The sequence below is a fragment of the Rhizobium sp. WW22 genome (genome assembly GCF_047041135.1).
GTDB lineage: Bacteria > Pseudomonadota > Alphaproteobacteria > Rhizobiales > Rhizobiaceae > Rhizobium.
Map to the genome: position 1 here is coordinate 1,005,969 of NZ_CP178198.1, position 13,359 is coordinate 1,019,327.

The 13,359-nt window shown below is 60.0% G+C and carries 11 protein-coding genes and 1 pseudogene; all 12 read left to right on the forward strand.

Translation table 11 applies throughout. The annotated features are described in order from the left end of the window. Positions 1–125 precede the first annotated feature (125 nt). The 12 genes and pseudogenes from nuoG to ACK83U_RS05090 all read left to right on the forward strand — a co-directional run bounded on the left by nuoG (position 126) and on the right by ACK83U_RS05090 (position 13,184). The gene (gene nuoG / locus ACK83U_RS05035; protein ID WP_112607153.1) at positions 126–2,207 is read left to right on the forward strand and encodes an NADH-quinone oxidoreductase subunit NuoG; all 2,082 of its coding nucleotides are present in this window, start codon (positions 126–128) and stop codon (positions 2,205–2,207) included. Positions 2,208–2,219: 12 nt separating this feature from the next. Further along, the gene (gene nuoH / locus ACK83U_RS05040) at positions 2,220–3,263 is read left to right on the forward strand and encodes an NADH-quinone oxidoreductase subunit NuoH (RefSeq protein ID WP_034507519.1); all 1,044 of its coding nucleotides are present in this window, start codon (positions 2,220–2,222) and stop codon (positions 3,261–3,263) included. A gap of 40 nt (positions 3,264–3,303) precedes the next feature. Beyond that, complete coding sequence (gene nuoI / locus ACK83U_RS05045; RefSeq protein ID WP_092710917.1) at positions 3,304–3,795, forward strand: NADH-quinone oxidoreductase subunit NuoI; 492 nt, start codon at positions 3,304–3,306, stop codon at positions 3,793–3,795. Positions 3,796–3,944: 149 nt separating this feature from the next. Beyond that, positions 3,945–4,559 carry an NADH-quinone oxidoreductase subunit J gene (locus ACK83U_RS05050; RefSeq protein ID WP_015339514.1) on the forward strand — a complete coding sequence of 205 codons (615 nt, stop codon included), beginning with the start codon at positions 3,945–3,947 and terminating at the stop codon, positions 4,557–4,559. 31 nt (positions 4,560–4,590) lie between these two features. Continuing rightward, the gene (nuoK, locus tag ACK83U_RS05055; RefSeq protein ID WP_007689961.1) at positions 4,591–4,899 is read left to right on the forward strand and encodes an NADH-quinone oxidoreductase subunit NuoK; all 309 of its coding nucleotides are present in this window, start codon (positions 4,591–4,593) and stop codon (positions 4,897–4,899) included. Positions 4,900–4,906: 7 nt separating this feature from the next. Beyond that, on the forward strand, positions 4,907–6,901 hold the full coding sequence (gene nuoL, locus ACK83U_RS05060; RefSeq protein ID WP_112607151.1) for an NADH-quinone oxidoreductase subunit L: 1,995 nt from the start codon (positions 4,907–4,909) through the stop codon (positions 6,899–6,901). Then, positions 6,901–8,412, forward strand: coding sequence for an NADH-quinone oxidoreductase subunit M (locus ACK83U_RS05065; protein ID WP_112337521.1), 1,512 nt, complete (start codon positions 6,901–6,903; stop codon positions 8,410–8,412). The genes nuoL and ACK83U_RS05065 overlap by 1 nt, the downstream gene beginning before the upstream one ends. Positions 8,413–8,430: 18 nt before the next feature. Beyond that, a pseudogene (gene nuoN / locus ACK83U_RS05070) lies at positions 8,431–9,872 on the forward strand (NADH-quinone oxidoreductase subunit NuoN). Beyond that, on the forward strand, positions 9,872–10,636 hold the full coding sequence (locus ACK83U_RS05075; RefSeq protein ID WP_112607147.1) for a biotin--[acetyl-CoA-carboxylase] ligase: 765 nt from the start codon (positions 9,872–9,874) through the stop codon (positions 10,634–10,636). The pseudogene nuoN and the gene ACK83U_RS05075 overlap by 1 nt, the downstream one beginning before the upstream one ends. A 14-nt stretch (positions 10,637–10,650) precedes the next feature. Continuing rightward, positions 10,651–12,324 (forward strand): ribonuclease J, encoded by a 1,674-nt coding sequence (locus tag ACK83U_RS05080; RefSeq protein ID WP_112607604.1) that lies wholly within the window; start codon positions 10,651–10,653, stop codon positions 12,322–12,324. Positions 12,325–12,354: 30 nt separating this feature from the next. Beyond that, positions 12,355–12,759, forward strand: coding sequence for a methylmalonyl-CoA epimerase (gene mce, locus ACK83U_RS05085; protein WP_112607145.1), 405 nt, complete (start codon positions 12,355–12,357; stop codon positions 12,757–12,759). 149 nt (positions 12,760–12,908) lie between these two features. After that, positions 12,909–13,184, forward strand: a complete 276-nt coding sequence (locus tag ACK83U_RS05090; protein ID WP_112607143.1) for a DUF1467 family protein — start codon at positions 12,909–12,911, stop codon at positions 13,182–13,184. Positions 13,185–13,359 lie beyond the last annotated feature (175 nt).

Below are 13,359 nucleotides of genomic sequence, written 5' to 3' on the forward strand. Positions count from 1 at the left end.
AAGCTTATTGTGAGCAAGCTGGTGCTATCAGGCGTCTGAGCCGCCCCGATGGCAATCCGGTCTGCGATCATGAAATTGTCTGCGGCCAGGTTGGGCTGAAGACGTGACATAGGACTGAGTGGACGATGGCTAAACTGAAGATTGACGGTAAAGAGATCGAAGTTCCGGATCACTACACGCTTATCCAGGCGTGCGAGGAAGCCGGTGCCGAAGTCCCGCGCTTCTGCTTCCATGAACGACTGTCGGTGGCCGGCAATTGCCGCATGTGCCTCGTCGAGGTGAAGGGTGGCCCGCCGAAGCCGCAGGCATCCTGTGCCATGGGCGTTCGCGATATTCGTGGCGGCCCGAACGGTGAGCTCCCGGAAGTCTTCACCAACACGCCGATGGTCAAGAAGGCCCGCGAAGGCGTGATGGAATTCCTGCTGATCAACCACCCGCTGGATTGCCCGATCTGCGACCAGGGCGGCGAATGCGACCTGCAGGACCAGGCCATGGCCTTCGGTATCGACAGTTCGCGCTATCAGGAAGACAAGCGCGCCGTCGAAGACAAGTACATCGGCCCGCTCGTCAAGACCGTGATGAACCGCTGCATCCACTGCACGCGCTGCGTTCGCTTCACGACGGAAGTCGCCGGCATTTCCGAGCTCGGCCTCATCGGCCGCGGCGAGGATGCCGAGATCACCACCTATCTCGAGCAGGCGATGACTTCCGAGTTGCAGGGCAACGTCGTCGATCTTTGCCCGGTCGGCGCGCTGACCTCCAAGCCCTTCGCCTTCACAGCTCGTCCGTGGGAACTGAACAAGACCGAATCGATCGACGTCATGGACGCTCTCGGCTCGGCAATCCGTGTCGATACGCGCGGCCGCGAAGTCATGCGCGTGCTGCCCCGCGTCAACGAGCAGATCAACGAAGAGTGGATTTCCGACAAGACCCGCTTTATCTGGGACGGCCTGAAGACCCAGCGCCTGGACAAGCCCTATGTCCGCAAGGACGGCCGTCTGCAACCGGCAAGCTGGAGCGACGCTTTCGCTGCCATCAAGTCGGCCGTTTCCGCCACCAGCGGCGACAAGATCGGCGCGATCGCCGGCGATCTCGCCTCGGTCGAGGAAATGTACGCCCTTGGCGAGCTGCTGAAGTCGCTCGGATCGGAAAATCTCGACTGTCGCCAAGACGGGACGGCGCTTGATCCGTCGCTCGGCCGCGCAAGCTACATCTTCAACCCGAGCATCCAAGGCATCGAAGCCGCTGATGCGCTGCTGATCGTCGGCGCCAATCCGCGCTTCGAGGCTGCAGTGATGAACTCGCGCATCCGCAAGCGCTGGCGTCGCGGCAAGTTCCCGATCGGCGTGATCGGCGAAGCTGCAGACCTTCGCTACTCCTATGACTATCTCGGCGCCGGTCCGGACACGCTGGCAGATCTCGTCAGCGGCTCGCACAGCTTCGCCGACGTGCTGAGGAATGCTCAGAAGCCGATGATCATCATCGGCCAGGGCGCCCTGATCCGCGAAGACGGTGCCGAGGTTCTGGCAAACGCCGCCAAGCTCGCTGCCGCCGTCGGCGTCGTCAAGGAAGACTGGAACGGTTTTGCCGTGCTGCACACGGCAGCTGCGCGTGTCGGCGGCCTTGATCTCGGCTTCGTGCCGGGTGCAAAGGGCGTCAATGCCGCTGCCATGCTGTCGTCGATGGAAGTCCTCTTCCTGCTGGGCGCCGATGAGCTCGACTTCAGCCGCAAGGGCGCGAAGTTTACGGTTTATATTGGCTCGCACGGCGATAACGGCGCTCAGAACGCCGATGTCATCCTTCCGGCGGCTGCCTACACTGAAAAGTCGGGCACCTGGGTCAACACCGAAGGCCGCATCCAGATGGGGAACCGCGCCGGTTTCGCACCGGGCGATGCCCGCGAGGATTGGGCGATCATCCGTGCCCTTTCCGACGTGCTCGGCAAGAAGCTTCCCTTTGATTCGCTGAGGGAATTGCGCGCCAAACTCTATGCAGCCTTCCCGCATTTCGCCGGCATCGACGAGATTGCCGAAGCTGATAGCGCCCAAATTGCCGCACTTGCGAAAAAAGCCGGCGCAATGGGCAAATCGGCATTTGCTTCGCCGATCAAAGACTTCTATTTGACGAACCCGATAACGCGCGCATCGGCTGTCATGGCCGAGTGCTCGGCATTGGCCCGCAACAATTTCCGCGTTGCGGCAGAGTAAGGGCAGAGGACTATGGATTCATTCGTTTCGACCTATCTCTGGCCGGCGCTGATCATGATCGGCCAGTCTCTGCTGCTTCTGGTCTGCCTGCTGATTTTCATCGCCTACATTCTGCTTGCCGACCGTAAGATCTGGGCAGCCGTGCAGCTGCGCCGTGGCCCCAATGTCGTCGGTCCCTTCGGCCTGTTCCAGTCCTTTGCCGACTTGCTCAAGTTCATGTTCAAGGAGCCGATCATCCCGGCTGGCGCCAACAAGACCGTGTTCCTGCTGGCTCCACTGGTTTCGGTGGTATTGGCGCTGTCGACCTGGGCTGTCGTGCCTGTCGCGCAGAACTGGGTCGTCGCCGACATCAACGTCGGCATCCTCTACATTCTGGCGATTTCGTCGCTCGAAGTTTACGGCATCATCATGGGCGGCTGGGCTTCGAACTCGAAGTATCCGTTCCTCGGCGCGCTCCGTTCGGCCGCGCAGATGGTGTCCTATGAAGTCTCGATCGGCCTCGTCATTGTAACCGTGCTGCTCTGCGTCGGTTCGCTGAACCTGACGGATATCGTGCTCTCGCAGCAGACCGGACTCGGCACCAAGCTCGGCCTGCCGGCCTCGTTCCTCGACTGGCACTGGCTGTCGCTGTTCCCGATGTTCATCGTGTTCTTCATTTCGGCGCTGGCTGAAACGAACCGTCCGCCCTTCGATCTTCCAGAAGCGGAATCGGAACTGGTTGCCGGCTTCATGGTCGAATACGGCTCTTCGCCCTACATGATGTTCATGCTCGGCGAATATGCCGCCGTCGTCCTGATGTGCTCGCTGACGACGATCCTCTTCCTCGGTGGCTGGCTGCCTCCGGTTGATATCTGGATCCTGAACTGGGTTCCGGGCATCATCTGGTTCCTGCTGAAGTCGTGCCTTGTGTTCTTCATGTTCGCGATGGTGAAGGCTTTCGTGCCGCGCTACCGCTATGACCAGCTCATGCGCCTTGGCTGGAAGGTTTTCCTGCCGCTGTCGCTCGCCATGGTCGTTATCGTTGCATTCGTGCTGAAGCTGACGGGATGGGCATGATGATGTCGATCCTCGCTTCAAGCAGATTTGGAGGTTGAAGATGGCCGGAATTTCCAACGCCGTCAGCTCGCTGTTCCTCAAGGAATTTGTCGGCGCATTCTTTTTGTCGATGCGTTACTTCTTCAAGCAGAAGGCAACGATCAACTACCCGTTCGAAAAGGGGCCGGTCAGCCCGCGCTTCCGCGGCGAACATGCGCTGCGCCGTTATCCGAACGGCGAAGAGCGTTGCATCGCCTGCAAGCTCTGCGAAGCCATCTGTCCTGCCCAGGCCATCACCATCGAAGCCGGGCCGCGCCGCAACGACGGCACCCGCCGCACGGTGCGCTACGACATCGACATGGTGAAGTGCATCTATTGCGGCTTCTGCCAGGAGGCATGCCCGGTCGACGCCATCGTCGAAGGGCCGAACTTTGAATTCGCCACCGAAACCCGCGAAGAGCTCTATTTCGACAAGGCGCGGCTTTTGGAAAATGGCGACCGCTGGGAACGCGAAATCGCGCGCAATATCGCGATCGATTCGCCGTACCGCTGAGCGGAGTTTTGAATATGTCGTGACAGGCGGCCGATTGTCGCCGTCGCGGTTGAATCTAGACCGGAGTTTTGTCGGACCTATCGTCCGGCCTGGCTCCATCGGGCAGGGAAACTCCCGGCTGCCCGGGGGAAGACGAAAAAGGCACCAACATGGGTCTGCAGGCTCTTTTTTTCTATATCTTCGCCTTTGTCGCTGTGGCGTCGGCGTTCATGGTCATCTCGGCGCGGAATCCGGTCCATTCGGTCCTGTTCCTCATCCTGGTATTCTTCAACGCGGCCGGCCTCTTCCTCTTGATGGGGGCTGAATTCCTGGCGATGATCCTGCTGGTCGTTTATGTCGGCGCCGTGGCGGTTCTCTTCCTTTTCGTCGTCATGATGCTCGATATCGACTTTTCGGAGTTGAGGGCTGGCATCCTGGAATATGCGCCGATCGGTGCTTTGATCGGGGTGATCCTTGCGGCCGAGCTCATCGTCGTCATCGGCGGCAGCGTGATTTCGCCGACTATCGCCAAGACCGTCGCCATGCCGATCCCGGCGCTGACGCAGCGGACCAACACCGCCGCCCTCGGCGATGTGCTCTATACCAATTACGTTTACTTCTTCGAAATCGCCGGCCTTGTGCTGCTGGTCGCGATGATCGGCGCAATCGTGCTGACGCTGAAGCATCGCACGCATATCAAGCGCCAGAACATTTCCCAACAGGTCGCCCGCACGCCCGCGACCGCCGTCGAGGTGGTCAAGGTCAAGCCGGGGCAGGGCGTCTGAGGCGAGGCACGAGGATCAAAGGAACAAGAACATGGTCATCGGACTTTCCCATTACCTCACGGTCAGCGCCATCCTCTTCGTGCTCGGCGTCTTCGGTATCTTTCTGAACCGCAAGAACGTCATCATCATCCTGATGTCCGTCGAGCTCATATTGCTCGCCGTCAACATCAACATGGTCGCCTTTTCGTCGTTCCTCAACGACATCGTCGGCCAGGTTTTCGCGCTATTCATTTTGACCGTCGCTGCCGCTGAAGCTGCGATCGGTCTCGCAATTCTCGTCGTCTTCTACCGTAACCGCGGCTCGATCGCGGTCGAAGACGTCAACGTGATGAAGGGCTGATAAAGCTATGTTCTTATATAAGGCTATCGTCTTTCTTCCCCTGATTGGCGCGATCATAGCCGGCCTTTTCGGCCGTGCGATCGGCGCCAAGGCTTCGGAATATGTAACCACCGGCCTGATGATCATCGCGGCCGTCCTTTCGTGGATCGTCTTCTTCACGGTGGCGCTCGGCCACACCGATGGCCCGATCAAGGTAGAAGTCCTGCGCTGGATCCAGTCCGGCGGCATCGACGTTTCCTGGGCGCTGCGCGTCGATACGCTGACCTCGGTGATGCTGATCGTCGTGAACTCGGTCTCGACCCTGGTTCACGTCTATTCGATGGGATACATGCATCACGATCCGCATCGCCCGCGCTTCTTCGCCTACCTCTCGCTCTTCACCTTCGCCATGCTGATGCTGGTGACGTCCGACAACCTCGCCCAGATGTTCTTCGGCTGGGAAGGCGTCGGTCTCGCCTCCTATTTGCTGATCGGCTTCTGGTTCAAGAAGCCGTCCGCCTCGGCCGCCGCGATGAAGGCCTTCATCGTCAACCGTGTCGGCGACTTCGGCTTCGTGCTCGGCATAGCCGGTGTCTTCGTCCTCTTCGGCTCGATCAATTTCGACGTCATCTTCGGCAACGCCCAGAGCTTTGCTTCCGGGCAGGGCGGTCAGCCGACCGATATCGTGCTCAATTTCCTGGGCATGCACCTCGATCGCGGCCACGCGCTGACGGCCGTCTGCCTGCTGCTCTTCATGGGCGCGATGGGTAAATCGGCGCAGTTCCTGCTGCACACCTGGCTGCCGGACGCCATGGAAGGCCCGACGCCGGTTTCCGCACTCATCCATGCCGCAACCATGGTCACCGCCGGCGTTTTCCTTGTCGCCCGCATGTCGCCGATCTTCGAATTGTCGCAGGATGCACTGACCTTCGTCACCATCATCGGTGCGATCACGGCCTTCTTCGCCGCGACCGTCGGCCTCGTGCAGAACGACATCAAGCGCGTCATCGCTTACTCGACCTGTTCGCAGCTCGGCTACATGTTCGTCGCCCTCGGCGTCGGCGCTTACGGTGCTGCGATCTTCCATCTCTTCACCCACGCCTTCTTCAAGGCTCTGCTCTTCCTCTGCGCCGGCTCGGTCATCCACGCCGTCGACGGCGAGCAGGACATGCGTCACATGGGTGGCCTGCGCCCACATATCCAGAAGACCTTCTGGATGATGGTCATCGGCACGCTGGCAATCACCGGCGTCGGTATCCCGCTGACCCATATCGGTTTCGCCGGCTTCCTCTCCAAGGATGCGATCATCCTGGCGGCCTTCGCCTCGCACAACGCAGCTGCAAGCTTCGCCTTCACGCTGCTGGTCATCGCCGCGATGTTCACCAGCTTCTATTCCTGGCGCCTGATCTTCATGACCTTCTTCGGCAAGCCGCGTGCTTCGCACGAGGTCATGCACCACGTGCATGAATCGCCGAACGTCATGCTGATCCCGCTTTACCTGCTGGCGATCGGCGCTGTCGCTGCCGGCATGTATTTCAACGCTGATTTCGTCGGCCACGCCTACGAGGAATTCTGGAAGCATGCGCTGTTCACGCTCCCGGACAACAAGATCCTCGAAGAGATGGAACATGCGCCTGTCTGGGTTGAGCTCAGCCCGTTCATCGCCATGCTCCTCGGTCTCGTCACCGCCTGGTACTTCTACATCAGGTCGCCGGAAACGCCGCGTCGCCTCGCTCAGCAGCAGCGTGTCCTTTACGAGTTCCTGCTGAACAAGTGGTACTTCGACGAACTCTATGACTTCCTCTTCGTCCGCTCCGCCAAGGCGCTTGGCCGCTTTCTGTGGAAGAAGGGCGATATCGGGGTCATCGACACTATCGGCCCGAACGGCATTGCCGCCCGCGTCGTCGACGTCACCAACCGCGTCGTGCGCCTGCAGACCGGCTACCTCTATCACTATGCCTTCGCGATGCTGCTTGGTATCGCAGCCCTCGTTACCTGGATGATGCTCGGGAGTTCCCTCTGATGACCGATTGGCCCATTCTTTCAACGGTCACCTTCCTGCCGCTGGTGGGCGTCCTCCTCCTGCTATTTACGCAGGAGAACGGCGCCAACGGTCGCCGGAATGTCCTGAATATCTCCTTGGCGACGACCATCGTCACCTTCATCGTGTCGCTGTTCGTCTGGATCTGGTTCGACAACGCCAATCCGGGCTTCCAGCTGGTGGAAAAGCATGAGTGGCTGACGGGCGGCATCAGCTATCACATGGGCGTCGACGGCATCTCCATGCTGTTCGTCATCCTGTCGACCTTCCTGATGCCCTTCTGCGTGCTGGCAAGCTGGCTCTCGGTCGAAAAGCGACTGAAGGACTACATGATCGCCTTCCTCGTCCTCGAGACGATGATGATCGGCGTCTTCGTGTCGCTGGATATCGTGCTGTTCTACGTCTTCTTCGAAGCAGGCCTTATCCCGATGTTCCTGATCATCGGCGTCTGGGGCGGCAAGGATCGCGTTTACGCCAGCTACAAGTTCTTCCTTTACACGCTGCTCGGCTCGGTGCTGATGCTGCTCGCCATCATGGCGATGTACTGGCAGGCCGGCACGACCGATATCCCGACGCTGCTCGCCTACAAGTTCCCGCCGCAGCTGCAGACCTGGCTATGGCTCGCCTTCTTCGCCTCCTTCGCGGTGAAGATGCCGATGTGGCCTGTTCATACCTGGCTTCCCGACGCGCACGTTCAGGCGCCGACGGCAGGCTCGGTCATTCTGGCAGGCATCCTTCTGAAGCTCGGCGGCTACGGTCTCATCCGCTTCTCGCTCGGCATGTTCCCGAACGCTTCGGAATATTTCGCGCCGCTCGTTTTTGCCCTTTCGGTCATAGCCATCATCTACACCTCGCTGGTCGCGATGATGCAGGACGACATCAAGAAGCTGATCGCCTATTCGTCGGTCGCCCACATGGGCTACGTGACGATGGGTATCTTCGCGGCGAACCAGCAGGGCGTGCAGGGTGCGATCTTCCAGATGCTGTCGCACGGCATCGTCTCGGGCGCGCTCTTCCTCTGCGTCGGCGTGATCTATGACCGCACCCATACCCGCGAAATCGCGGCTTACGGCGGCCTGGTCAACAACATGCCGAAATATGCCGTCGCCATGATGGTCTTCACCATGGCGAACGTTGGTCTGCCCGGCACCTCCGGCTTCATCGGCGAATTCCTGACCCTGATCGGCGTTTTCCGCGCCAATACCTGGGTTGCGCTCTTTGCCGCGACCGGTGTGATCCTCTCGGCCGCCTACGCGCTCTGGCTCTACCGCCGTGTCATTTTCGGCGCGCTGGAAAAGGAAAACCTGAAGAAGCTTCTGGATCTGTCGCCGCGTGAACAGCTGATCCTCTATCCGCTGATCGCGCTGACGATCCTCTTCGGTGTCTATCCGGCTCCGATCTTCGATGCCACGGCGGCTTCGGTGGATCTGCTGGTGAACAATTATACCGCTGCCCTGCACGCTGCGCAGAATGTTGCGCTGTCGATGAATTGATGACGGGACCTATTCGACATGACTGCTGACACAATTCTTGCAAGCCTGCATCTTTCCATTCCGGAGCTCATCCTCGCGGTCGGTGCGCTTGTGCTGCTCATGATCGGCGTCTTCTCGGGCGAGCGGTCGGGACCCACGGTCACCGGTCTTGCGATCGCGGTCCTCGCGGTGGCAGGTCTCTGGATCATCTTCGTTCCGGGCGAAGGCCTGGCTTACGGCGGCGCCTATCTCGCCGACGGCTTCTCCCGCTTCATGAAGATCGTCGCGCTGGTCGGCTCGATCGTCGCCATGTTCCTCAGCATGGGGCATGCGCGCGAGCAGCAGCTCGACCGCTTCGAGTTCCCGGTTCTGCTCGTGCTCGCGACCCTCGGCATCCTGCTGATGATCTCGGCGCATGACCTGATCTCGCTGTACCTGTCGCTGGAACTGCAGTCGCTGGCCCTTTACGTCGTTGCCGCCATCAACCGCGACAGCCTGAAGTCGACCGAAGCCGGCCTGAAGTACTTCGTCCTCGGTGCGCTGTCCTCCGGTATGCTGCTTTATGGCATGTCGCTGGTTTACGGCTTCACCGGCCACACGAGCTTCGATGCGATCGCGACCGCACTCAGCGCCGAAACCCGTTCGCTCGGCCTCGTCTTCGGTCTGGTCTTCGTGCTTGCGGGCCTCGCCTTCAAGATTTCCGCCGTGCCGTTCCACATGTGGACGCCCGATGTCTATGAAGGTGCGCCGACCCCGGTCACAGCCTTCTTCGCGGCTGCGCCAAAGGTTGCCGCCATGGCTATCCTGACCCGCATCGTGGTCACGGCTTTCCATCCGGTGCTTGCCGACTGGCAGCAGATCATCGTCTTCATCTCGATCGCCTCGATGTTGCTCGGCTCGTTCGCGGCGATCGGTCAGCGCAACTTCAAGCGACTGATGGCCTATTCGTCGATCGGTCACATGGGCTATGCGCTTGTCGGCCTCGCCGCCGGCACCAAGACCGGCGTCTCCGGCGTCATGCTCTACATGGTCATCTACATGGTCATGACGCTCGGCTCCTTCGCCATCATAATGGCGATGCGCCGCAAGGATGGCCGTCAGGTCGAAAACATCGACGATCTCGCCGGGCTTTCGACGACCAATCCCTTTATGGCGGTTGTCCTGACCGCGTGATGTTCTCGCTGGCCGGCATCCCGCCGCTCGCAGGCTTCTTCGGAAAGTACTTCGTCTTCGTCGCCGCCATCCAGGCGCATCTCTATGCGCTCGCCATCATCGGCGTTCTGGCTTCGGTCGTCGGCGCTTACTATTATCTGCGCGTCATCAAGGTGATGTGGTTCGATGAAGCCAAGGATGAATTCGCCCGCACGGCTGGTTCGCTGCGCCTCGTCTTCGGTCTCTCCGGTCTGTTCGTCATCGCCTATGTCTTCTTCGGCGGCGCAATCGGTGGTGCTGCCGATCTGGCCGCTGCGACGCTGTTTTGATGGCGTCTGACATGAATAGCCGGAAGTCGCTCGCCGACTTCCGGCATGATGCCCTTCAGGAAACCTCGTCCACAAACAGCGTCTGCCTCGAGCGGGCGCGCGCAGGCGACCCTGGAAACCTTTGGGTCACCGCTGAGCGCCAGACGGGGGGACGTGGTCGCCGCGGTCGTCCCTGGGTGTCGGAAGCCGGCAATCTCTACGCATCTCTTCTTCTGATCGATCCCGCTCCCATGGACCGCCTTGGCTCTCTGCCGCTTGCGGTGGCGCTCGCCGTGCATCAGGCGGTACGCGGCGTGCTGCCGCTCGCCGCCGAGCCGGTCGAGATCAAATGGCCGAACGATATCCTGATCGGTCGCAAGAAGACCTGCGGCATCTTGATCGAGGGCGAAGCGCTGCCGGACGGCCGGTATGCGCTCGTCATCGGCATCGGCATCAACATTGCCGTGATGCCTGACAATCCGATGTATCCGGTTACATGCCTGAGGCAGCAGGGTTCCATGGTGTCGCCGGAGGAATTGTTTGCCCATCTTTATGCCGCGATGTCGGAGGCGCTCTACGTCTGGAGCCGTGGTAAGGGCGTTCGCGAGATCACCGCGCGCTGGCGTGAATTTGCGTGCGGCATCGGGGAAAAGATCACGGTAAACTTGCCGGATCGCTCGATTTTGGGCCATTTCTCGGGAATCGATGATAATGGCTTGTTGATGCTCGAAACCGAGGACGGCAGGATTATGCCGATCGCGGCGGGCGACGTTTTCTTTAGATAATGGTTGGGGATCAGATGGCGAAGCAAGACGAACTGGTGTTTCTGCCACTCGGCGGCGTCGGCGAAATCGGCATGAATCTCGCGCTCTACGGCTACGGTCCGGCTGAGCAGCGCCAGTGGATCATGGTCGATTGCGGCGTCACCTTCCCGGGGCCGGATCTGCCGGGTGTCGATCTCATCTTGCCGGATATCCGTTTCCTCGCCAAGGAACGCAAGAACCTCAAGGGCATCATCATCACCCACGCGCACGAGGATCACTACGGCGCGCTTAATGATCTTTGGCCCGGGCTGAACGTTCCGATCTACGCCTCGGCTTTTACCGCCGGTCTTCTCGAAGCAAAGCGCGATTACGAGAAATCGATGGGCGAGATCCCGGTGACGCTGTTCAAGGCCGGCGACCGCATCAATGTCGGCCCGTTCGAGATCGAAGGCGTGGCCGTCAACCACTCGATCCCCGAGCCGATGTCGTTGATGATCCGCACGCCGCTCGGCAATGTCGTTCATACTGGTGACTGGAAGATCGATCACGAGCCGTCGCTTGGGCCGCTGACCGACGAGACCCGCTTCCGCCAGCTCGGTGAAGAGGGTGTGCTGGCGCTGATGTGCGATTCCACCAACGCGTTGCGCGACGGCGTTTCGCCTTCGGAAAAGGACGTCTCGGAAAGCCTGCGCAAGATCATCGAGGATGCCGAGGGCAGGGTGGCGATCACGACGTTCTCGTCGAATGTCGGCCGCATCCGAACCATTGCCGAAGCTGCCGAAGCTGCCGGCCGCGAAATACTGCTGCTTGGCAGCTCGCTGAAACGTGTCGTCGACGTCGCCCGCGACATCGGCCTGATGGAAGGCATGAAGCCTTTCATCGCTGAAGACGAATATGGCTATATCCCGCGCGACAAGGTCGTGGTGATCTTGACCGGCAGCCAGGGTGAGCCGCGCGCAGCGCTTGCCAAGCTCTCCCGGGACGAGATGCGCAACGTCGCATTGGCGGCTGGCGATATCGTCGTCTTTTCCTCGCGCGCCATTCCCGGCAATGAGAAGGCCATTCAGGACATCAAGAACGGTCTGATCGAACAGGGCGTTCATGTGGTGACGGATGCTGAGGCGCTCGTGCACGTCTCCGGCCATCCTCGGCGCAACGAATTGCAGAAGATGTATGAATGGACGCGCCCGAAGGTCGTCATCCCCGTGCATGGCGAGGCGACGCACCTGACCGCCCATAAGGAATTGGCCGAACAGAGTGGCATTGCCACCGTGCCGCGCGTACGCAACGGCGATGTCGTGCGCCTTGCGCCCGGTCCGGTCGAGGTGATCGGCGAGGCCCCGCATGGGCGCATCTTCAAGGACGGTATTCTGATCGGCGATTTCGACGAGATGGGCATCGGCGAGCGCAAGAAGCTTTCCTATGTCGGCCATGTCGCCGTCAATGTCGTGCTCGATGCCCGTTACGACATCGTCGGTGACCCTGATCTCGTGCCGATCGGCCTGCCGGCCTATGATGATGAAGGTGAGGAGATGGAGGACACGCTCTTCGATGCCATCGTCAGCGCCATCGAAAGCATTCCGCGCGCTCGCCGCAAGGATCTGAATATGCTGCAGGAGGCGGTACGCCGCGCGGTGCGCGCCGCCGCCAATCAGGGCTGGGGCAAGAAGCCGATGGTGACCGTGTTCGTGACGCGAACCGGCGGCTGAGTTCAACGGCCGATCGGGGAGGAGAGTATCGTGCTGGGACGGATCAATCATATCGCGATAGCCGTGCCGGATATTGCGGCGGCTTCTAAGGCCTATCGTGAAACGCTCGGTGCTACGGTATCTCAGCCGCAGACACTGCCGGAACACGGCGTTATCGTCGTTTTCGTAGAGCTGCCGAATACCAAGGTCGAACTGCTGGAGCCGCTGGGCGAAGCCTCGCCTATCGCTGCCTTCCTGGCCAAGAACCCGGATGGCGGCATGCACCACATTTGTTATGAGGTCGCCGATATCTTCGCGGCTCGCGATAAACTTGTCGCGTCGGGAGCACGCGTGCTCGGCAATGGCGAGCCGAAGATCGGCGCGCATGGCAAGCCCGTGCTCTTCCTGCATCCGAAGGATTTCTTCGGAACGCTTATCGAGCTTGAGCAGGTGTGACACGGAGCGGGATGATTTTTGCCGGAACTGGCCCAGAATCTGAATCCGCTTTAAAGTGCGCTGATCTGCGCTTTGAAAGACAACTGTTTTGCCCCTATAAGCAGTTTGGAAGAGGAGGAGACGAGCGGGCTCGTCTCGAAGGGAGCATAATGGCACAGCAGATCATCGCCAGTTTCGCCGTTTATTTCGTCATCTGGTGGATTACGCTTTTTGCCGTCCTGCCGTTCGGTCTGCGCACCCAGGCCGAAGACGAGCATGTGATTCTAGGTACGGTCGAAAGTGCACCGACGAAATTCCGCGCTTGGCGAGTGGTTCTCATCACGACGCTGGTGTCGGCTCTCGTGTACGCCACTTGGTATGTTGCATCGCATTATTTCGGGCTGAGCATAGATTCCATTCCAAGGTTCGTGCCGAACTACAATTGATGGAAAGGGCGCAGTAGGACACGGATCAATCATTTGAGCCGTCTCTTTGCTTGCGCCTCGCAATCGCCATCAATTCGTCACACGTCTGTCATGTGCATGGCGCATCAAATCCCGGACGACATTTGAGTTGTTCTGCCGAAAGGTGGAAGACACTTTCTCGCAATTGGACTGATCT

What these genes read in the sequence shown, in the direction of transcription:
- nuoG (WP_112607153.1), top strand. Translation starts at nt 126, where the DNA reads ATGGCTAAACTGAAGATTGACGGTAAAGAGATCGAAGTTCCGGATCAC.
- nuoH (WP_034507519.1), top strand. Translation starts at nt 2,220, where the DNA reads ATGGATTCATTCGTTTCGACCTATCTCTGGCCGGCGCTGATCATGATC.
- nuoI (WP_092710917.1), top strand. Translation starts at nt 3,304, where the DNA reads ATGGCCGGAATTTCCAACGCCGTCAGCTCGCTGTTCCTCAAGGAATTT.
- ACK83U_RS05050 (WP_015339514.1), top strand. Translation starts at nt 3,945, where the DNA reads ATGGGTCTGCAGGCTCTTTTTTTCTATATCTTCGCCTTTGTCGCTGTG.
- nuoK (WP_007689961.1), top strand. Translation starts at nt 4,591, where the DNA reads ATGGTCATCGGACTTTCCCATTACCTCACGGTCAGCGCCATCCTCTTC.
- nuoL (WP_112607151.1), top strand. Translation starts at nt 4,907, where the DNA reads ATGTTCTTATATAAGGCTATCGTCTTTCTTCCCCTGATTGGCGCGATC.
- ACK83U_RS05065 (WP_112337521.1), top strand. Translation starts at nt 6,901, where the DNA reads ATGACCGATTGGCCCATTCTTTCAACGGTCACCTTCCTGCCGCTGGTG.
- ACK83U_RS05075 (WP_112607147.1), top strand. Translation starts at nt 9,872, where the DNA reads ATGGCGTCTGACATGAATAGCCGGAAGTCGCTCGCCGACTTCCGGCAT.
- ACK83U_RS05080 (WP_112607604.1), top strand. Translation starts at nt 10,651, where the DNA reads ATGGCGAAGCAAGACGAACTGGTGTTTCTGCCACTCGGCGGCGTCGGC.
- ACK83U_RS05090 (WP_112607143.1), top strand. Translation starts at nt 12,909, where the DNA reads ATGGCACAGCAGATCATCGCCAGTTTCGCCGTTTATTTCGTCATCTGG.